The organism is Caenibius tardaugens NBRC 16725 (assembly GCF_003860345.1).
GTDB classification, from domain to species: domain Bacteria; phylum Pseudomonadota; class Alphaproteobacteria; order Sphingomonadales; family Sphingomonadaceae; genus Caenibius; species Caenibius tardaugens.
The window spans coordinates 2140368-2159109 of sequence record NZ_CP034179.1 but is presented as its reverse complement, the minus strand read 5'-3'; the positions used below and the strand labels follow the sequence as shown (position 1 = coordinate 2159109).

Genomic DNA, 18742 nt, shown 5'->3' with positions numbered 1-18742 from the left:
GTTCTGAAGCTGCCTTTAGTTCGACAGAACTACGCGCAGCTTCGCCTGGGTCGTTTTAAATAAATACAATTCAGTAGTTGCAAGCAAGCGAAGTGCGTCGTCGGTAATCGTCGCTACTGACCCGCCGGGCTGAACGAGAATCATCTCAAATTCGATTTTTGCGCGCCGGGCTTTCTCCTTAAAGTACGCAAGTTGCTTCATGTCGCCTTTGAGGAACCGGTTCGCGCCCTCTCGCGCCCAGGTTTCGTGGCGACGTTTCAGATCGCGGTAAAGTGTAGGAAGGCCTGCGTGTTTCGCTGTGATGCTCTTCTGCGCTTGGCCGCAGACTGTGTAAAAATTGGTGATGTCCTGCGAGATGCGGCCACCGTGCGCGCCTTTGCAATGGACTAGGCAAAGTTTGATCGTGTCCTCGTCAACGTCCTTGAGACACACCAAGTCAGCGGCTTCGCCGCAGCCGTCATCATTGAAAACGACCTCGTATTCAGGCTTCAGCCGTTCAGCGGTTCTATACTGAATTGTCGCCTGATCGGCAGCTTTATGCATCGACTCTTTATTGAGTGGGATACCTTTCCAGTCCCACGCCTCCAGCCGGTCCTTGTCAAACAGCCCGGCGTCGAGGCGCGCCGGTATATGGTAGCAATTGTAAGAGTAAGTGCCGTCAACATAGTGGACGACGAAGGGATCCTTCAGTAGGTACTCGGAAAGCGCGATCGACGCACTATTCCCGATCTTGAAGCGGACAAGCGGCCCGGACACATGATCGTGCCGATACCCGCCAGGCAGATCCTCGCGGATTGTTAGACTGTACTCTGCGGTGTCATGGTCGCTGACGATGCAAATGCGAATTTCGCCATTTGGGCCGACGTCACCAAGGTTGAGGTCGATTTCATAGAGTGGGATCTCGACATCACCAAACAGCACTGACTGGCGATCATTAAAGCGCTGCTGCGCCTGCTCCCCCCACTGCACGGTGATCGGCACGGAGCCATAGGGTGCCGACAGCTTCTCTGGTTTCAGGAAGTCGCGAATGACGTTGGCTTGCTCTGCACCCGTCTTCGTGACTTTCCCCCAGGTGGCTTTGGTCCACGCGAACCACTCGGCGATTGTGCCAGACTTCTGTTGCCAGACTTTGCCGCGCCGCTGCGTACCGCCCCAGATAACGCGCTCGCCGTTCTCATAGCCAAGACAGGCGAGGTTGTTCAATTCGGATTGCGCCTTCTCGATTAGCGCCAAGCCTTCCGTGACGTTTGGTCCGAAATAAGATGTAAAGCTGATGGCACCGATGCGTGAGGAGCCAAGGCTTTTGACGAGGGGCAGCTCAACATTGTTAAGAATGTTGAAGATCGGCGTGCCTGAAACGAGCTCGGTATCGTCATTGGTGATGATCTGCGCGAGCCGTTCCGATCGCACGCTCTTGTAGTCGCTGGAATAAAGGCACAGGGCACCGGCTTCCTTGTCCCATCGTATGACGAGGAGATCGTAGATCGTGTTGAGGACGTTTTGGTAGCTTCCCCAATTTACTTCATCTGCGCGGCAGATGACAGCGACGAGGATCTCATCGTCCTCGCTATACGAGAACCAGCTCTCGGCACCCTTAGGCAGGACATCCTGATAGGCCAGAGGGTTCCAGGCATCACATTTTGTCCGGAAAAATTGGGCGGAAAGCGCGGGCCGCAAATTCCATAGGGAAAGTTGGTCATGAAGGGTGCCTTCACCCTTCAAACCGTAAACAACATCTTGCAGGCGAAGCTCATCAGCAATTCGCTCTTCGCTCAAGCGCTTGATGATCCTGTCCCAATCCGCGCCTTCGGCGTATAGGGCGGCCAGCTTTCGCTCAGCTTCCGGATCCGCAATGTTCGTAACAACCGTCGCTTCACCGATTTTGGTCGGGTCGCCCTTGCGGGTGAAGCGACCAATGAACTGTAAAGTGATAGCTAGAGATTTGTGGTTATCGTGAAGTGCCGCGATCTTGAGGTAGGGAAGGTCAAAGCCTTCACCCAACATGTCGACGCAGACGACGATTCGTGATCCGTCCTGACTTCGGTCGAAGAGCTGCGCCATCGCTTCCTTCGTCGCGATTGCTCCTAACCCGGAATGCACAAAGACAGGTTTCAGGTCCGGCGCGAGGGCCGCGTATATCGCGCATACCTGCTCGGCTCGTTCCTTCGACTTCGTACGCGCCATGAGGAGGTGATCGAGCTGCAGTTCATTTCGATCATGGCGTAGCGCAGAGACAGCCTTCTCGGCGATCGCGCGATCGCGCGTCTGTTGGTCCCCGTATTCCTCGACAGTCTGCAGATTGATCGGCCGGTAGTAGCCCGCGTCCTGCGCGTCACCCAATTTGTAGTTGAAGATGATCTTGCCGTCGCCGCGCTTGGTATCGCGCCGAAAAGGCGTCGCAGTGAATTGGAGGATGCGCTTCTTCTCGAAGCGGTCCCGGATGGAAAGCCAAGTAGCCGCCGAGACGTGGTGGGCCTCGTCCACAAAGAGGTCGCTACATCCTTCGATCAGTGCGGCAACTGCATCTTGGTGGGATGCTTCCAGACTATTGGGCAGGGCTACTATGACGTTGGCTTGTTTGAGGATTTCGCTAGCATCCTCTACGGATCTGATGCCTGTGGCGATTACAGCAACGCGGGGGCATGCGATCTCATGCGGAACTACGGTCGCGTCCGGTAGAACGCCGAGGCTGATGAATTTACCCGCGATCTGTGAGCGCAACGCATCGCTTGGAACGAGAACCAGCGTTCTACGCAGCCGTCCATAGACCTGTGTTGCAAGCATCGTTTCGGTCTTGCCGGTCCCTGTTGGCAAAACGACCACTGCGGGTTCGAATTCCGTGCCAACGGCGAAATGTGCCGAGATTGCATGCAATGCTGCTATCTGCGGCGTGCGCAGGCCCGCGCGACCAGCTTTCTCATCCTCCGTATGGAAGCTGAAGCTGTTCACCCAAGCATCTAGAATCTTTTCTGGCGTATCGGCATACGTTTCTAGGTGGCCGAGATTGTCCCAGTAAACTGAAAACTCCGCCGGTTGCACATCGTATGTGAGCTCGGCCGATGCGGTGACAACTGGCAGATCGCTCTCGATCCTTCTCGCTCCCTTATGCCTGAGCAGGATTTCTCGATACGGGCCGTTTAGGTCAGTCGTGATGAGATCGTGACCTTTGAATTGCGAAGGGGAAATCTGAGCTTTGGTGCTTGCCCCGCGAAAGGGACGCTGGACGATCCAATTGCCGCTGACTTTCAATTTGCGCTCAGGCAAGGGCGGCAAGACAATTCTGCCGAGTTGCTTCGGAAAAAGACTCACTTTGTTTTGCCCGCCCCGGTTGATTAGCTCTATGAGAAGCTTGCCTGAAAACTGGTGGCAATCAATGACACATGCGCCTCCAGCGGCGGCCGCAGCTCGAACGCCTTCGGCTCCCGCGTGAAATTCCACAACCGGACCAGCCGCCAATCGTGCCGACGCTCTTCAGCAACCGCAAGTTCATTGCGCGTGATGTGAAACGGCGTGCGCTCCCAGCCATTGGTCGTCTTCACCTCGATCAGCCGATCGCTGCCATCAGTGTCGAAGCTCAGGATGTCATAGCCGGCACCATCGCCGTCGACATGCGACACCCAGCGGATGCGCTCGGCGAGATCGGTCCGGCCTGCTGCGAGCAAGTTGGCTCGCTCGTGGGCGAGGACACGCTCCTCACCGGCACGGCCCAGCGCCCGATTGCGGGCATCACGCTCAGCCACGTCGTACTTCTGGGCGATGAAGGTCATTTGTTCGAGCTCGCCGGGCGGCGGCGCATTGCTGTGTGTCGGTGGCGGGCCGATCCACAACATTGCTTCTTCCCGAAGCGCTGACAGCGACGGTCCCATTGCCATCCGTGCGGCTGGTGCGAGCCAATCCGGATGGCGATTGAGCCAGCGGACCACCGCATCGACGAGCGACGCCTGGAAATTGAAGGCCGGCTTGTAGCCTGGGATCCAATCCTCACCGAGCCCCTTGAGCACGGCGCTGATGTTCTGATGCTTGTATTCGATCGAGCCGCGGGGCCGATCGATCACCGCCCGCAGCAGGCGGTTATGTTCGGCTTTGCTGTAGGGGCGCCCGGCGATGTCATCGCCGAGCATCGCGAAATAATCCGCCACGATCGCGTCGTTCTGCTCGTCGGGCCACTCACCGGCCATGGCAGCTCACTAGCGGGCCGGCCAAGCTGGAAGCGGCCCGGATCATGCGAGCAACCGCGCCGGGATACCAAGCGCCGGTCCGGCATCGGCCAGTCGCTGGTCAAGCGTATGCACCGTGGCACCATGCTCCGATGCAATCGCAAGGTGCAACGCATCGCCGGCGCGGAGCGCCAAGGTATGCTGATCGGCAAACCGCGCCGCTGCCCGAAACTGCCCACCCGTCACGGGCAGCACCGTGAAGCTCTCGGCGACCAGCTTGTTGAACATGGCAAGCGCCGCCGCGCGCTGCTCGAGGCTGATCTGCCCGGTCCGCAGCTTGATCGCCATCGCGGACGACATCTCGGTGACGGTCCAGTCGCTGATCAGAAGCTGCGCCGCATCCTGTTCGGCTAGCCAGGCCTGAACGCGTGGCGTCATCGCTTCGTTCGAGAGCGCCGCGACAATCAGCGACGTGTCGAGATAGAGCATCAGTAGCGGTCGCCATCTCGCATCGACCGCACGAGATCGGCGGCGTTCTGGGACTGCGGCGGTATCGCTGCCGTCAGTGACTGGAGCAGCGCGGCATCGATAGGCTTGCGCGGCCTAGCCACGGCGGTGAGCCGCGCAACCGGCTTGCCGCGGCGGGTGATATCGATCGAATCGCCCGCTTCGACCCGGTCGACTAGCTCGCTCAGATGGGCTTTGGCGTCTGCCAGATTGATCGCATCCATGTCACGCTCCTGACCATGTAGATAGTCATATAGCGTGCTGGGCTTAAGAATTCCAGCAGGAGCTCGCCAATGCGCCATGTTCTCACCCGGCAGCAGCTTTATGACATGATCTGGGAGCGCGCCGTATCCAAGGTGGCGCCCGAGCTCGGCATCTCCGACGTGGCGCTGCGCAAGCAATGCGTGAAGCACGCCATCCCCTTGCCGGATGCCACCTATTGGGGACGGCTGCATGCCGGACGCCCGATCAAGCGTAAACCGTTGAGCGTTGCACCAAAGGGCGTGAGCGATCGCATCGTGATCGACGCACGCACGAAGCCGCCGGCGCCTGAGCCGATCGAGGCGGCGATCGCGGTCGCCAGACAGGCGGTGGACGCTATCGCCGTACCGGAGAAGCTGCATCCGCTCCTCGCCAAGACACTTGTTGCGGCAAGGAAGGCCCAGCCGGATCGCAATGGCGCGATCACCGGTCTTGGCGGGGAGGTCTTTCGGATCCGCGCGCACCCTGACACGCTTGATCGTGTTGGCGCCTTCCTGAACGCGTTGGTCTACAATGCCTTGGCCCGCGGTCATCGGTTCGAAGCCGGACGCGAGGGCCTCGAGATGGTCGTCGACGATGAACCGATCGGCTTTGCCATCTATCAGACCATCCGCCGGTCGCTCCATGTTGCCACGGAAGAGGAGACCCGCCGGCGAGAGCGCTGGGATGCCCGCCATCGCAATGATTGGGACAATTGGGATAAGCGCCCCTCCATTCCCTATTATGATTTCACGCCAACCGGGGAGATGGCGATCGAGATCGCGGGCTGGTCTCGGTATGAAAACGCCCAGCGGCGGTTCGCCGATACCCGCGCGCGCAAGATCGACAGCCGGATCGATGAGATATTGGTCTCGTTCGCCGCATTCGCGGCCGGCAGGAAGGTGGAGCGGGAAGAAGCACGGGAACGGGCGCGGCTCGAGGAGATCGCTCGGCAGCGGCGCGCCGAGCAGGCGCGGCTTGCCAAGCTCGAACAGCAGCGGGTGGAATATCTCGATCGCAAGCTCGCGCAGGCGCAGGAGCGAGATCGGCTACGGACGTTTCTGGCGACGCTTCCCGCCGACCAAGTCTCCGAGGAAGCATCCGCCACGCAAGCTTTCATCGGATGGGCTCGGCGGCGGTTAGAGAAGATGGACGCCCAGTTGCAGCTTGCGACGATTGCCAACGAGGTCGCCGGCATGGAAGCCTTCGCAACAGACGCAGCCGTGAACGTGGAAGAATGATCTGAGCGGTGCGTAGTGTCAGAAACTCGTGTATATTTCTGACATCGTTATGCAGCGACTGATCGACCAGATCATGGCCCATGTGGAAGGCCTGCCTGAGGGCGCCAGCGTGTCCGCCAAGGCTCTGCTACATCTTGGCAATCGAGCGGCGGTGGATCAGGCGCTGTCCCGCCTGGCTCGGCGCAATCGCCTGGTCCGGGCCGGACGGGGCCTGTTCTTGCTTCCCGTCCATGGCCGGTTCGGGGCAAGGGCACCGTCGATCGAAGAGGCGATAGGAGCGATGGCCGCCAAGAGGGGTGAGGTCATCGTCCCGAGTGGCGCTGTTGCCGCCAACAGGCTGGGGCTCACAACCCAGGTGCCCGTGCGGTCCATTTATCTGACCTCGGGCCGTTCCCGGATCTTCGGTCTTGGTGAGCTGACGGTGGAACTTCGCCACGCGCCGCGTTGGCAATTGCTCCTGGGTGATCGGCCCGCTGGCGACGCGATCCGGGCGTTGGCGTGGCTCGGGCCGGAGGCGGCAGAGTCCCGCATGGCTGCGGTGAAGGCGCGGCTGGCCCCCGGCGATTTCAGCGAACTGGTGGCCGTAGCCCCGCAACTCCCTTCCTGGTTTGCCAGATGCGTGACGAAATTCGCCATGGCTGATGTAGATCAGAGATAGTCGCGCGGCTGCGTCGGCGCAGACCGAGCTACCGCTCATCAACATCTTGGACGGCCGTAATCGCTAGAAGCGTCGGTCGCATCCATGCCGGCGCCTGACGGACTGAAGCGGCGAGCCTTCTCTTGTTGGCTGCAGACAATGATCGAGCCGCGATCCGAACGACGTCGTCGGCTCGCGTCGCCCCCAGATGGCGAAGAGCCTGCACGACAGAGCCTGCTGCGCTTCCCGGCAGGATCAGGTGCTTGGGCGAGGCATGGCGCAGATCGATCACACGCTTTCCCAGAACGACCCGCCGAGACGGTCCGTCGGTCAGATAGTCGCTCTGGGCTGGTACCTGGGGCGTTAGCCCGAGCAGATGGGCAGCACGGGCGCCGTCGATCTGCACTTTCGATCCTGTCTCTCGCGCCAATGCGCGTGCGACGTGATCCGGGTCAGGGGAAAGTGGCCCGAGCCTCGGATGGAGCTTGGGCAGATCGTAGAGGCCTCGTGCCAGACGGCGCAGCTTGCCGTTGTTCGCGAGGCGAGAGAGGGCCTGGTCGACAGCGGGACGCTCGGCGAGGTCTAGGAAGTCGCTGGGCGTGAACACGCTTCCTCGTCCGCTGGCCAAAGCACGCGCCAAGATCCTGTTGGGAGTTGAGGAACTCGGCTGATTCATATGTCAGAAAATATGGTACCTTTTTCTAACATACAATGACACCGTAACTCGCCTCCAACGCAGACAGATAGGGCCACCGCATCCTGAGATGCGGTGGCCCCTGTATCAGCTCGCTGAGCCGTCAGTCGGTCTTACAGGCCGGGTCTTGCGTTGATGGACATCGGGCGCGGGTGCGATCTTTGCCCGGCCTTCTAGATAGGTCTGGCGGCGCTGCTCCAGCCACATCTCGACCTCCTCCAGGTCCCACACCACGCATCGCGGCGTGAGATTGAAGCGGCGAGGGAAGTCGCCGCGTTTCTCCATTTCGTAGATCGTGCTGTCGGCGAGCGGCACGATCAGTCGGAGTTCATGCCGTCGGATGGTTCGTGGTAGCCCCGTCAGCACGGTGGCGGGGCTGGAATACCCCGCCGGGTCTCTATCGTCGTCATCCTGGTACGGCATCATCAGGACGCGCACGCGGCTTGGCTTCTTGGTCATGTTTATCCTCCGATAGTTGGAGGATTTCTGATGCAGCCCAGACTTTGCCCGTTCGCGTAGGCGCCGGATCCTGCCGACGCTGACGGTACTTTTAGCCGCGATCCGGGTTGGGGCGTCAGGGATGGAATCGTGCGCAAAGAGCCGATAGTAGTCGATAGATGGCTTGCGGAGGTCGGTGAAAATTCCTCAACAATATCAGTAGTGTAGGTTTCTGACGGGTCCTGGGCCGGTAGTATTTGAGCGCAAAAATATTTTCTGCAATGAATTCAGATGGTTGACATGACCCCGAACAATCGAGTGGGAATAGGCGCACCCAAGCGCCCCCACCGCAACGCACGCCACATCGTACGCCACATCGTATAGGGCATCACGCCGGGCCGATCAGCCCGGCACCACCCGATCGGGCCAGGGATTGCCCCCGCCGCGCAGCCATGCCGCGCTGTCGCGCCAGAACCCCTGCGCATGCCGTTTGTGGAACAGGCTGAAATGGCCGACCGCATCGCAGCCCATATCGGCGGGATGCAACTGCACCAGCACCCTGTCGGCCCCCGTGTAATAGCGCAAGGCGCGCCGGACGGCGGGCAGCGTCCCCCATTCGTCATCCGCAACCGCAACCGCCAGAATGGGCGCGGTCACCGCTGCCATCCGCGCCAGCACGGCCGCGCGTTCACCCCGGGGATGGCTGCGTTCGAAACGCGGGCCGCGAAAGGCCCATTCGCGGGCGACACCGGCGGGCAAATCTTCCAGCCAGCCCAGACGGCGGCCGGGGAAATAGCCATGCCGGGCCGTCAGCGCGGGCATCAGCACATGCCATTTCAGCAGATAGGGCAGCCGGTGGCGCAGGCCATAATCCCACCACCACGCATATTGCGCGCCCATGGTCAGCATCCGGGTAATCAAGCGGCCGCTTTCCGCCATGCCGGGCAGGAACCCGCCTATGCTGTGCCCCACCACCATCAGGGGGCGGTCGGATCGGCCATGCATCCAGCGCAGCACGGCATCGCAATCCCGTTCGCCCCAATCGCGCCAACGATACCGGGCCGCGCGCATATCGTCGGGGCGTGACAGGCCGATGCCGCGATAATCATATGTCAGGACATCGAACCCCTGAGCCGCCAGAAACGCGGCATAGGGGTGATAGTATCGCGCCAGCACGCCCGTGGCGGGATTGATCGCGACATGGCCGTGCACCGGGCCGCCCTCCGGCGCAGGCCAGAGATGGCCACCGAGCACCACCCCGTCATCGCATGGGATGGCCACGTCCATGCGACCGGCAACCGCATCCCGGAATGCCTGCCGATCCATGCGGCTTAGCCCAGCCCGGCCACTTCACTGCGGCGGAAACACGCCGGGGCATGATCGTTCACCATGCCGATCGCCTGCATCCAGGCATAGACGATAGTTGGCCCGACAAACTTGACCCCCCGGCGCTTCAGCTCCTTCGAGATCGCCTGCGACAGGTCGGTCTGCGTATGCATGCCTTCGCCCTGAATCGGCGTGCCATCGACGAAGGCCCAGCAGAACGCCGCGAAGTCTTCCCCGGCATCCTGCATCGCGTTGTAGATCTGTGCACCGCGAATGGTCGCTGCGATCTTGGCGCGCGAACGCACGATCCCGGCATCGCCCAGCAGGCGTGCGATATCGCTGTCATCGAATGCGGCCACGACACGCGGATCGAACCCGGCGAAGGCAGCGCGAAAATTATCGCGCTTGGACAGGATCACCGACCACGAAATGCCCGCCTGGAAGCCTTCGAGCATGAGCATTTCCCACAGCGCGCGGGAATCGCGTTCGGGCACACCCCATTCGGTATCGTGATAGAGGCGTTCGTGCGCATTCTTGATCGCCCAGTTGCACCGGGGCCGGTCGTCGTGCTCTGCCCTTTGCCCGCTCACCAGCTGTTGCCCGCTTCCACCGCGCGGATTTCCGCCGGGGTGCTGCTGCGCCCGAGCACGGGATTACGGTGCGGGAACCGTCCGAACCGCGCAATCATCCGGTAATGCGAACGGGCAAAGGCTGCGCCGTAACGCGGCCCCAGCCCAGTGAAATAGGCGACCGAATGCTGCTGATCGACGATATCCTCGCTATGCATCAGGGGCATGGCGATAAATTGCCGGGCCACCGGGGGGAACAGCAGATCCCATTCGCGCGCCAGCACCCCATGGGTGATGTGCCGGGCCAGCGGATCGTAGGCGAAAGCTTCCGCCGTTCCGCGGAACAGATTGCGCGGCACCTGATCGAACAGCAGAATCGCGGCGCGCGCGGTAAGCGGATCGGTCAGGAAGCTGTGCGCGCTCATCGCCGACATGGTGGCCAGATCGGGTGCGAACCGTGTGCGCAACTGCGCATCGACCGCGGGCCCGCCGCCAAACCAGTCGCGCGGTTTCAGGGTATGAAACCAGAAATGCAGCAATTCCGCCGCCCAGCGGCGCGGGGCGACGGCCATCGCGTTACCTCAGGTTATTTGTTCGCAGGCACCTTAGTATACGGGACGAAATCGTCCAGCATGATCGCGCCGCCCCGCATATGGGTCGACCGGTCCATGGTATGCATGCTGTCCATCCGGCACAGTTCGGCCGCATTGGTTGGCTTGGTCACGATGATGTCATCGCGATCGATCCAGCGCGGGTCCTGGGTGCGGTTCACATAGATGGTCTTGCCCGAACCATAGACCAGTGCGGTCCGGTCGATCACGGTCAGATCGCGGTTCTGCATGTTGGAAATGCAGGACACCGGCTGGCCGGCCTCGCGCCCTTCGAGCATCTTGGCGAGCTTCGCCTCACCCTTTTCCGAAGCAGTTTGGCTGGCACCTGCCACGCCACTGGTAAGTGCCAGAGCGGTAATCGCGATTGCAGTCATTATCCTACGCATGGGGAATCTCCGACTATGACGGGACTGTGCGCTTTCCGGTATGAATAGATGCTGAAAAACGGCCATTCCGATAACAAGACGGACTCAAGCCGTCCCACCCACAGTCAGGCCTTCGATCAGCAGTGTCGGCTGCCCGACACCGGCTGGCACGCTTTGCCCGCCCTTGCCGCACACACCCACCCCTTCATCGAGCGCGAGATCGTTGCCGATCCCGGTCACGCGCGTCAGCACGGAGGGGCCATCCCCGATCAGGGTCGCCCCCTTGATCGGCGCGCCCAGCTTGCCATTCTCGACCTTGTAGGCCTCGGTGCAGGAAAACACGAACTTGCCCGAAACGATATCGACCTGCCCGCCGCCGAAGCTCTTGGCGAAAATCCCGTTCTTCACGCGTGACAGCAGTTCGGCCGGATCGTCGTTGCCTGCGCGCATGAAAGTATTGGTCATCCGCGGCATCGGGGCATGGGCATAGTCCTGCCTGCGGCCATTGCCGGTCGGCTCCACCCCCATCAGCCGGGCATTGAGCCGGTCCTGCATATAGCCTTTGAGGATGCCATCCTCGATCAGCACGGTTTCGCCCGTGGGCGTCCCTTCATCGTCGATCGACAGCGACCCGCGCCGCCCGTTGATCGATCCGTCATCCACCACCGTGACCCCCGGCGCACCCACGCGCTCGCCGATGCGGCCCGAAAAGGCGCTGGTGCCCTTGCGGTTGAAATCACCCTCCAGCCCGTGACCGACCGCCTCGTGCAGCAGCACACCCGGCCAGCCGGGGCCGAGCAGCACGGTCATTTCGCCCGCCGGTGCGGGCACGCTGTCGAGATTGACCAGCGCCTGTTCCAGCGCGGTATCGATCGCGCGGTTCCAGTTTTCGCCCTTGAACAAATCGTCGTAGAGCCAGCGTCCACCCATGCCGAAACTGCCGGTTTCGCGGCGGCCATTGCTTTCCGCGACAATCCCGACGTTGAGCCGGACGAGCGGGCGGATATCCTGCGCCACGAAACCATCGGCGCGCACGATTTCCACCACGCTCCAGCTGCCCGAAAGCGATGCGGTGACTTGCGCCACACGCGGATCGCGTGCGCGCGCGGCGGCATTGATCGTTTCGAGCAGCTTGACCTTTTCGGCAAAAGGCACCGCGTCGAGCGGGCTGGCATCGGTGTAAAGATGGCGATTGTTGCGGCGGGGCGGCGGGGCGGGTTTGCCCTTCGCCGGATCGAGCAGTTGCAAGGTTTCGCCCGCGCGGCGGATCGCTTCGGCGCTGACATCGTTGGCATGGGCAAACCCGGTCATCTCGCCCGAGATGCCGCGCAGGCCAAAACCGGAATCGCGGGAATAGTCGGCCGCTTTCAGCCGCCCGTCATCGAAGGTGAAACTCTCGCTGGCGACGAACTGGAGATAGAGTTCCCCGTCATCGCAATTGGCCAGTGTTTCGGCGGTGATCGCCCTGGCCTGTTCGGGGGTGAGCTTGCCCTCTGCGTAGAGGAATGTGCGCGGGTCGGTCTGGTCCATGGCCCCGATATAGGGACAACCGCCCCCGCGCGAAAGGCGCAGTGCGCGCCCGGCCGGTTATTGGGGCGAAGACCCTTCGGAAATATCGGGCAGCGTGCCCTGATCGACCCCATCGGCAGGGCCGCCCTGCAACACGAACCGGCGGTCGCAATAGCCGCAATCGACATAGCCATGTTCGTCAATTTCGAGCCAGACCCGGGGATGGCCAAGCGCGGCAGGACGGTATCCCGCACCGCCGCGAATGGCGGACGCGCCGTCGCAGCTTACGCGGTGGGTTTCGACCAGGATGGTTTCAGGCGGTTGGATCATGCCTGCGCCCTATCGCGTCGCCCGGGGATTCGCAACGGTTTCGGCGCCGCGCCGCCCCATGCCCCCTTTACCGCACCGCGCGGGTGGCGCATGGACGGCAACGATCATGACCACCTCTGCCGCCATTTCCATCCGCGATCTCACGAAAACCTATGCCGGCGCGGGCAATGCCCCGCCCAAACAGGCGCTGCGCGGGGTCAGTTTCGATGTGCCCGAAGGCGAAGTGTTCGGCCTGCTGGGCCCCAATGGCGCGGGCAAGTCCACGCTGATCAACATTCTGGCCGGTCTGGTCAACAAGACGTCGGGCAGCGTGGATATCTGGGGCCACGACATCGATCGCGATCGCCGCAACGCCAAGGCCAGCATCGGCATCGTGCCGCAGGAAATCGTGTTCGACCCGTTCTTCACCCCGTTCGAGGTGCTGGAAATCCAGGGCGGGATGTATGGCGTGCCCAAGGCCTTGCGCCGATCGGACGCACTGCTGCGCGCGGTTCATCTGGCGGACAAGCGCGATGCCTATGCCCGCAGCCTGTCGGGCGGGATGAAACGGCGGCTGCTGATCGCCAAGGCCATGGTCCATGCGCCGCCTATTCTGGTGCTCGACGAACCAACAGCGGGCGTCGATGTCGAATTGCGGCGGCAATTGTGGGAACTGGTGGGCGAACTCAACCGCGAAGGGGTAACCGTGGTCCTGACCACGCATTACCTCGAGGAAGCGGAAGAATTGTGCGACCGGATCGCGATTATCAACCACGGGCAACTGATCACCAACAAGCCGACCCGCGAACTGGTGGGCATGATGCGGGAAAAGATCGTGGTGCTGACGCTGAACCGGCCGATTGCACAGGCGCCTGCCCACCCCGCCTTCCTCAAATCGGAAAAGCGGGACGAGCGCACGCTGGAAATCACTTACGACCGCGATCGGGTGACGGCGGGGCAAGTGCTGGAACTGGTCCAGAACCAGGGCTTCGCGATCGAGGATGTCACCACCCGCGAGGCCGATCTGGAGGATGTCTTCGTCCAGCTCACCAGCAAGGAAGCCGAAGTCACCGGCATTGCCTGAGGCGTCTCGCCACTGGCGAGCGCGGTGCCTGATACGTCTCGCCGCTTGCGGGCGCGGGTTTGCCCCGGCATAGCGTCCGGACGAGAGGGCATTGAACACAATGAGCCAGAATCAGAATAACACGCATGATGTGCTGATCATCGGATCGGGCGCAGCGGGGCTGACTGCGGCCCTGACCCTGGCGGAACACGCCTCTGTGCTGGTGCTGGCCAAAGGCGAACTGACATCCGGTTCCACCGCCTGGGCGCAAGGCGGGATTGCCGCCGTGCTGGACGCGGGGGACACCTTCGAGGATCATATTCGCGATACGATGATCGCCGGGGCCGGGCTTAACCGCATGGAAACGGTGGAATTCGTGATCGAAAGCGCGCCCCATGCGATTCACCGGCTGGTGGAACTGGGGGTGCCGTTCAACACCGACGGGCCCAATCTGCATCTGACGCGCGAAGGCGGGCATTCGCATCGCCGGATCGTGCATGTGAACGATGCCACCGGCTGGGCAGTACAGGCCGCCCTGCTGAAAGCGGCGGAAGAACATCCGAATATAACCCTGCTGCCCAACCGCACCTGTGTCGATCTGATCACCGGGCGGCACGAGAAACGCTATTCCGGATCGGGCCGGGTGTGGGGCGCCTATGCGCTGGATACGCAAAGCGGGAAAGTCGAGGCCTATACCGCCCGCGCCACCGTGCTCGCCAGCGGCGGGGCGGGGCGTTGCTATCTGTTCTCCACCGCCCCGCGCGGGGCCACCGGGGATGGCATCGCGATGGCGTGGCGCGCAGGGGCGCGCGTTTCCAATATGGAAATGATGCAGTTCCACCCGACCTGCCTCTACAATCTGGAGGTCAAGAATTTCCTGATCACCGAGGCGGTGCGCGGCGAAGGCGGGCGACTGATCAACCCGCGCACGGGCAAGCGGTTCATGGAATTCTACGATGCCGAACGGCTCGAACTGGCCCCGCGCGATGTCGTCGCCCGCGCGATCGATGCAGAGATCAAGCGGTTCGGCCTCGATTACGTCCATCTCGACATCAGCCACATGCCTGCCGAATTCGTGAAGGAACACTTCCCCAACATCTATGAAAAGCTGCTGGGGCTGGGCATCGACATGACGACAGGGCCGATCCCGGTGGTCCCGGCGCAGCATTATACCTGCGGCGGTGTGCTGATCGATCTCGATGGCCGCACCGACCTGCCGGGCCTCTATGCTGCGGGCGAATGCACCGAAAGCGGGTTGCACGGAGCCAATCGCCTGGCATCGAACAGCCTGCTGGAATGCTTCGTCTTTGGCGAAGCGGCCGCGCGCGACATTATCGCCCGCTGGGACACATTCGATGCGCCGCCGCCGGTCCTGCCATGGGACGACAGCCGGGTCACCGATTCCGACGAGGAAGTGGTGATCAAGCAGAACTGGACCGAAATCCGCCGCTTCATGTGGAACTACGTCGGTATTGTTCGCACCACCAAGCGGCTCGAACGGGCCGCGCACCGGATCAAACTGCTGAAAGAGGAAGTGGGCGATTATTACGGCCATTTCCGCGTCAGCACCGACCTGATCGAGCTGCGCAACCTGCTCGACTGCGCGGAACTGATCGTCCAGTCCGCACTGCGGCGGAAGGAAAGCCGCGGCCTGCATTACACGCTCGACTACCCCAAAACGCTGCCGCAGGCGAAAGACACGATTCTCGTGCCCTGATCCTTTGGGGCGCGATCAGTATTGCGCTTCAGGAAACCAGATGCCCGAACACCGGTCCGATCATCTCTTCGTCATCACCGGCGGCCCCGGATCGGGCAAGACGACACTTGTGGATGCGCTGGCCGCGCGGGGCATGGCGCATTTGCCGGAAACCGGCCGCGCGATCATCCTGCAACAACTGGCCACAGGCGGTACCGCCCTGCCCTGGGCGGATCGCGCAGCCTTCGCGGCATGCATGCTGGAACAGGACATTCTCGCCCATAGGGCGGCGCTGCCGCTGTCTGGCCCGGCCATCTGCGATCGCGGCGTGCCCGATGTGCCCGGCTATCTGACACTGTGCGGATTACCGGTTCCCGCACATATGCATCAGGCAGCGGAGCGGTACCGTTACAACCGTACCGTGTTTATCGCGCCCTACTGGCCCGCCATTTACACGCAGGATGCCGAACGCAAGCAGGGCCCTGACGAAGCAGCAGCCACCTGTCGTGTGATGGCCGAAACCTATGCCCGTTTCGGCTATGATCCGGTGATCCTGCCGCTGGCCAGCGTGGCCGAACGCGCCGATTTTGTCCGCGCGCGCATCGCCTCCGCGAACGGATTATCCCAATAACCAGCGCCCCACGAAGATCAGCGCCATCGCGCCGAGGATCGATGCCAGACAGCCCGCCCGGCTGATTCCCGCCCGGCCGCGTGTGATCGCGAGATCGGCCAGAACCGATCCGCCGATACCCAGAAGAATGGTCTGCACCCAGGTCAGATCGACCGCGCCGGGATAGAACCAGCGCGCCAGCACCCCCACGATCGCACCCGATACAATCGCACCCAAGATATTGAACATTCCATGCCTTCCAACTGCTTTATCTGGTGCCCGAACTAGCTGCTCGTCAGCGATGGGCAAAAAAAAATTTCGACTCTTGCGCAGTCCGCAAGTGGAGCTTTGTCCACGCGTCGCGGACTCACCAAAGGTGCCCAACCTTGAACCGAATGGTTTCCAAACCATTTATTCTCTTGCGCCCGATTCGCTTTAAGGCACTATGGGTAGTGTCCCGATCTCAGGGGGGACCTACAAGACCTAGATTCAGCTTCTCGCGGAAAAAACCGCAGGAAGCCACGGATTCGGGTCTTGGCGTGTGCCCCTGCAAGCCGGGATCGGGGGTAAACGGGGGAAAAGTTTTTCTCTCGCCGTGCCCCGAAATTGATAGGCTGGGTGTTCGCCCCGCCGATTCGAACGAATGCGGAACATTCGGCCAGCCATTGGCGTTGATCCGGACGGGGGGAACATGGACTTCAAGACAGGGGACAGTGAGGGAATGGCTCTGGAAACGGATTTTGAACATGATCTGCTTTCGAGCGCCGAAAGGCCCGTTGCGGAGATTTCCGCCAGCAAGGGAACGGACGCGGCCAAAACCGCCCCGGCAGTGACGATGGCTGAACAGGACAAGGCAAGTGATGCGCTCGTCGTCGAACAGGCGGGGGCCGCTATTGCCGGCGCCATGGCCGAAGTCGCGAAGGCGAAGGCGGAAGACGCCCGCGACAAGGGCAAGGGCATCCATCCGCGCCGCTTCGAGATTGTCACCGATGCCGCACGCGACGCGCTGCTGACCGAATTCGGCAAGGAAACGCTGACCGACCGCTATCTCCTGCCCGGCGAATCCTATCAGGATCTGTTCGCCCGCGTGGCCGATGCCTATGCCGACGATCAGGACCACGCCCAGCGTCTCTATGACTATATCTCGCGCCTGTGGTTCATGCCCGCCACCCCGGTCCTGTCCAACGGCGGCACCGGACGCGGTCTGCCCATCTCCTGCTATCTCAACTCGGTCGACGACAGCCTGGAAGGCATCGTCAACACCTGGAACGAAAACGTCTGGCTGGCTTCGCGCGGCGGCGGCATCGGCACCTATTGGGGCCAGGTGCGCGGCATTGGCGAACCGGTCGGCCTGAACGGCAAGACCAGCGGCATCATCCCCTTCGTGCGGGTGATGGATTCGCTCACGCTCGCCATTTCGCAGGGCTCGCTGCGCCGTGGTTCCGCCGCCTGCTATCTCGATGTCTCGCACCCGGAAATCGAGGAATTCCTCGAAATCCGCAAACCGTCGGGCGATTTCAATCGCAAGGCGCTGAACCTGCACCATGGCGTGCTGCTGACCGACGATTTCATGCAGGCCGTGCGCGAAGGCCGGGAATTCGAACTGAAGAGCCCCAAGGACGGTTCGGTGCGCGGTTCGGTGGATGCCCGTTCGCTGTTCCAGAAACTGGTCGAAACCCGCCTGGCCACCGGCGAACCCTATATCGTGTTCTCCGACACGGTGAACCGCACCATGCCCAAGCATCATCGCGATCTCGGGCTCAAGGTGTCGACCTCGAACCTCTGTTCGGAAATCACGCTGCCCACCGGGCGCGATCATCTGGGCAACGACCGCACGGCCGTCTGCTGCCTGTCCTCGCTCAATCTCGAAAACTGGGATCAGTGGAACGGCGACAAGCAGTTCGTCGAAGATGTCATGCGCTTCCTCGACAACGTGCTGCAGGACTATATCGACCGCGCGCCACCGGAAATGGACCGCGCCAAGTATTCCGCCAGCCGCGAACGCTCGGTCGGCCTCGGCGTGATGGGCTTCCACTCGTTCCTCCAGCTCAAGGGCATCGGCATCGAAAGCGCGATGGCCAAGGCGTGGAACCTCAAGATGTTCAAGCACATCCACGGCAAGGTGGATGAGGCATCGATGCTGCTGGCCAACGAACGCGGGCCCTGCCCCGATGCCGAGGAAATGGGCGTGATGGAACGCTTTTCCTGCAAGATGGCGATCGCGCCGACCGCGTCGATCAGTATCATCTGCGGCGGCACCAGCGCCTGTATCGAACCGATCCCGGCGAATATCTACACGCACAAGACCCTGTCGGGCAGCTTCGTGGTGAAGAACCCCTATCTGGAAAAACTGCTGGCCGAAAAATCGAAGGATTCCACCAATGTGTGGAACTCGATCCTCGAACGCGGCGGTTCGGTCCAGCATCTGGACTTCCTCAGCCCCGAAGAAAAGGCGGTGTACAAGACCAGCTTCGAAATCGACCAGCGCTGGCTGCTCGAATTCGCGGCCGATCGCGCGCCGTTCATCGATCAGGCGCAGAGCCTCAACCTGTTTATCCCGGCCGACGTGGACAAGTGGGACCTGATGATGCTGCACTTCCAGGCGTGGGAGAAGGGCATCAAGTCGCTCTATTACCTGCGGTCCAAATCGGTACAGCGCGCCGGGTTCGCAGGCGGGGTGGAAGCGGACAATACCGCCGATGCGCCCAAGTTCGAACTGAACGCTGGCGAACAGACGGATTACGAGGAATGCCTGAGCTGCCAGTAAGCT

General features: G+C 61.8%; 19 protein-coding genes. 6 read left to right on the top strand and 13 right to left on the bottom strand.

Annotated elements, in window-relative coordinates; all coding sequences use genetic code 11:
* Positions 1-15: 15 nt before the first annotated feature.
* From EGO55_RS09940 to EGO55_RS09925, 4 genes are read right to left on the bottom strand one after another with little or no spacing between them, the layout of a single operon-like run.
* Complete coding sequence (locus EGO55_RS09940) at positions 16-3309, bottom strand: DEAD/DEAH box helicase (protein WP_040715217.1); 3294 nt, start codon at positions 3307-3309, stop codon at positions 16-18.
* A 29-nt stretch (positions 3310-3338) separates the two neighbouring features.
* Positions 3339-4178 (bottom strand): protein NO VEIN domain-containing protein, encoded by an 840-nt coding sequence (locus EGO55_RS09935; RefSeq protein ID WP_021689564.1) that lies wholly within the window; start codon positions 4176-4178, stop codon positions 3339-3341.
* A gap of 42 nt (positions 4179-4220) precedes the next feature.
* Positions 4221-4646, bottom strand: a complete 426-nt coding sequence (locus EGO55_RS09930) for a type II toxin-antitoxin system VapC family toxin (protein WP_021689565.1) — start codon at positions 4644-4646, stop codon at positions 4221-4223.
* Positions 4646-4888: a type II toxin-antitoxin system Phd/YefM family antitoxin gene (locus tag EGO55_RS09925; RefSeq protein ID WP_021689566.1), complete on the bottom strand. Its 243-nt coding sequence runs from the start codon at positions 4886-4888 to the stop codon at positions 4646-4648. The genes EGO55_RS09930 and EGO55_RS09925 overlap by 1 nt, the downstream gene beginning before the upstream one ends.
* A gap of 69 nt (positions 4889-4957) precedes the next feature.
* Here EGO55_RS09925 and EGO55_RS09920 point away from each other — a divergent pair, with 69 nt between their 5' ends.
* Positions 4958-6145 carry a hypothetical protein gene (locus tag EGO55_RS09920; protein ID WP_021689567.1) on the top strand — a complete coding sequence of 396 codons (1188 nt, stop codon included), beginning with the start codon at positions 4958-4960 and terminating at the stop codon, positions 6143-6145.
* Positions 6146-6194: 49 nt separating this feature from the next.
* Entirely contained in the window at positions 6195-6803 is a 609-nt protein-coding gene (locus tag EGO55_RS09915) for a DUF6088 family protein (protein WP_021689568.1), read from the top strand.
* Between the two features lie 28 nt (positions 6804-6831).
* On the opposite strand, the gene EGO55_RS09910 is transcribed toward EGO55_RS09915, so the two are convergent.
* The 8 genes from EGO55_RS09910 to EGO55_RS09875 form a co-directional block, all read right to left on the bottom strand.
* Positions 6832-7458, bottom strand: a complete 627-nt coding sequence (locus tag EGO55_RS09910) for a DUF6088 family protein (RefSeq protein WP_210766689.1) — start codon at positions 7456-7458, stop codon at positions 6832-6834.
* 105 nt (positions 7459-7563) lie between these two features.
* Positions 7564-7935, bottom strand: a complete 372-nt coding sequence (locus EGO55_RS09905; RefSeq protein ID WP_021689570.1) for a helix-turn-helix transcriptional regulator — start codon at positions 7933-7935, stop codon at positions 7564-7566.
* A 381-nt stretch (positions 7936-8316) separates the two neighbouring features.
* Positions 8317-9240: an alpha/beta hydrolase family protein gene (locus tag EGO55_RS09900; protein ID WP_021689571.1), complete on the bottom strand. Its 924-nt coding sequence runs from the start codon at positions 9238-9240 to the stop codon at positions 8317-8319.
* Between the two features lie 5 nt (positions 9241-9245).
* On the bottom strand, positions 9246-9830 hold the full coding sequence (locus EGO55_RS09895; protein WP_021689572.1) for a DNA-3-methyladenine glycosylase I: 585 nt from the start codon (positions 9828-9830) through the stop codon (positions 9246-9248).
* Positions 9827-10381 (bottom strand): DUF924 family protein, encoded by a 555-nt coding sequence (locus EGO55_RS09890; protein WP_021689573.1) that lies wholly within the window; start codon positions 10379-10381, stop codon positions 9827-9829. The genes EGO55_RS09895 and EGO55_RS09890 overlap by 4 nt, the downstream gene beginning before the upstream one ends.
* 14 nt (positions 10382-10395) lie before the next feature.
* Positions 10396-10806 carry a hypothetical protein gene (locus tag EGO55_RS09885; protein WP_040715221.1) on the bottom strand — a complete coding sequence of 137 codons (411 nt, stop codon included), beginning with the start codon at positions 10804-10806 and terminating at the stop codon, positions 10396-10398.
* Between the two features lie 84 nt (positions 10807-10890).
* Complete coding sequence (gene tldD / locus EGO55_RS09880; RefSeq protein WP_021689575.1) at positions 10891-12315, bottom strand: metalloprotease TldD; 1425 nt, start codon at positions 12313-12315, stop codon at positions 10891-10893.
* Positions 12316-12372: 57 nt separating this feature from the next.
* Positions 12373-12624 carry a zinc-finger domain-containing protein gene (locus EGO55_RS09875; protein ID WP_021689576.1) on the bottom strand — a complete coding sequence of 84 codons (252 nt, stop codon included), beginning with the start codon at positions 12622-12624 and terminating at the stop codon, positions 12373-12375.
* 106 nt (positions 12625-12730) lie between these two features.
* On the opposite strand from EGO55_RS09875, the gene EGO55_RS09870 reads away from it, so the two are divergent.
* From EGO55_RS09870 to EGO55_RS09860, 3 genes are all read left to right on the top strand, one after another.
* Positions 12731-13687 carry an ABC transporter ATP-binding protein gene (locus EGO55_RS09870; RefSeq protein ID WP_040715362.1) on the top strand — a complete coding sequence of 319 codons (957 nt, stop codon included), beginning with the start codon at positions 12731-12733 and terminating at the stop codon, positions 13685-13687.
* A gap of 100 nt (positions 13688-13787) precedes the next feature.
* Positions 13788-15383, top strand: a complete 1596-nt coding sequence (gene nadB / locus EGO55_RS09865) for an L-aspartate oxidase (protein ID WP_021689578.1) — start codon at positions 13788-13790, stop codon at positions 15381-15383.
* A 40-nt stretch (positions 15384-15423) separates the two neighbouring features.
* The gene (locus tag EGO55_RS09860) at positions 15424-15993 is read left to right on the top strand and encodes an AAA family ATPase (RefSeq protein WP_021689579.1); all 570 of its coding nucleotides are present in this window, start codon (positions 15424-15426) and stop codon (positions 15991-15993) included.
* Here the strand turns inward: EGO55_RS09860 and EGO55_RS09855 are convergent.
* Positions 15982-16221, bottom strand: a complete 240-nt coding sequence (locus EGO55_RS09855; RefSeq protein WP_021689580.1) for a GlsB/YeaQ/YmgE family stress response membrane protein — start codon at positions 16219-16221, stop codon at positions 15982-15984. The two genes, EGO55_RS09860 and EGO55_RS09855, sit on opposite strands and share 12 nt — an antisense overlap.
* 586 nt (positions 16222-16807) lie before the next feature.
* Here EGO55_RS09855 and EGO55_RS09850 point away from each other — a divergent pair.
* Entirely contained in the window at positions 16808-18739 is a 1932-nt protein-coding gene (locus EGO55_RS09850) for a ribonucleoside-diphosphate reductase subunit alpha (protein WP_210766720.1), read from the top strand.
* Positions 18740-18742 lie beyond the last annotated feature (3 nt).

Coding starts and splice junctions, on each gene's coding strand:
- EGO55_RS09920 (WP_021689567.1), top strand. CDS start 4,958: ATGCGCCATGTTCTCACCCGGCAGCAGCTTTATGACATGATCTGGGAG.
- EGO55_RS09850 (WP_210766720.1), top strand. CDS start 16,808: ATGGCTGAACAGGACAAGGCAAGTGATGCGCTCGTCGTCGAACAGGCG.
- EGO55_RS09860 (WP_021689579.1), top strand. CDS start 15,424: ATGCCCGAACACCGGTCCGATCATCTCTTCGTCATCACCGGCGGCCCC.
- EGO55_RS09885 (WP_040715221.1), bottom strand. CDS start 10,806: ATGCGTAGGATAATGACTGCAATCGCGATTACCGCTCTGGCACTTACC.
- EGO55_RS09855 (WP_021689580.1), bottom strand. CDS start 16,221: ATGTTCAATATCTTGGGTGCGATTGTATCGGGTGCGATCGTGGGGGTG.
- EGO55_RS09890 (WP_021689573.1), bottom strand. CDS start 10,381: ATGGCCGTCGCCCCGCGCCGCTGGGCGGCGGAATTGCTGCATTTCTGG.
- nadB (WP_021689578.1), top strand. CDS start 13,788: ATGAGCCAGAATCAGAATAACACGCATGATGTGCTGATCATCGGATCG.
- EGO55_RS09870 (WP_040715362.1), top strand. CDS start 12,731: ATGACCACCTCTGCCGCCATTTCCATCCGCGATCTCACGAAAACCTAT.
- EGO55_RS09925 (WP_021689566.1), bottom strand. CDS start 4,888: ATGGATGCGATCAATCTGGCAGACGCCAAAGCCCATCTGAGCGAGCTA.
- EGO55_RS09910 (WP_210766689.1), bottom strand. CDS start 7,458: ATGAATCAGCCGAGTTCCTCAACTCCCAACAGGATCTTGGCGCGTGCT.
- tldD (WP_021689575.1), bottom strand. CDS start 12,315: ATGGACCAGACCGACCCGCGCACATTCCTCTACGCAGAGGGCAAGCTC.
- EGO55_RS09915 (WP_021689568.1), top strand. CDS start 6,195: ATGCAGCGACTGATCGACCAGATCATGGCCCATGTGGAAGGCCTGCCT.
- EGO55_RS09875 (WP_021689576.1), bottom strand. CDS start 12,624: ATGATCCAACCGCCTGAAACCATCCTGGTCGAAACCCACCGCGTAAGC.
- EGO55_RS09905 (WP_021689570.1), bottom strand. CDS start 7,935: ATGACCAAGAAGCCAAGCCGCGTGCGCGTCCTGATGATGCCGTACCAG.
- EGO55_RS09930 (WP_021689565.1), bottom strand. CDS start 4,646: ATGCTCTATCTCGACACGTCGCTGATTGTCGCGGCGCTCTCGAACGAA.
- EGO55_RS09935 (WP_021689564.1), bottom strand. CDS start 4,178: ATGGCCGGTGAGTGGCCCGACGAGCAGAACGACGCGATCGTGGCGGAT.
- EGO55_RS09900 (WP_021689571.1), bottom strand. CDS start 9,240: ATGGATCGGCAGGCATTCCGGGATGCGGTTGCCGGTCGCATGGACGTG.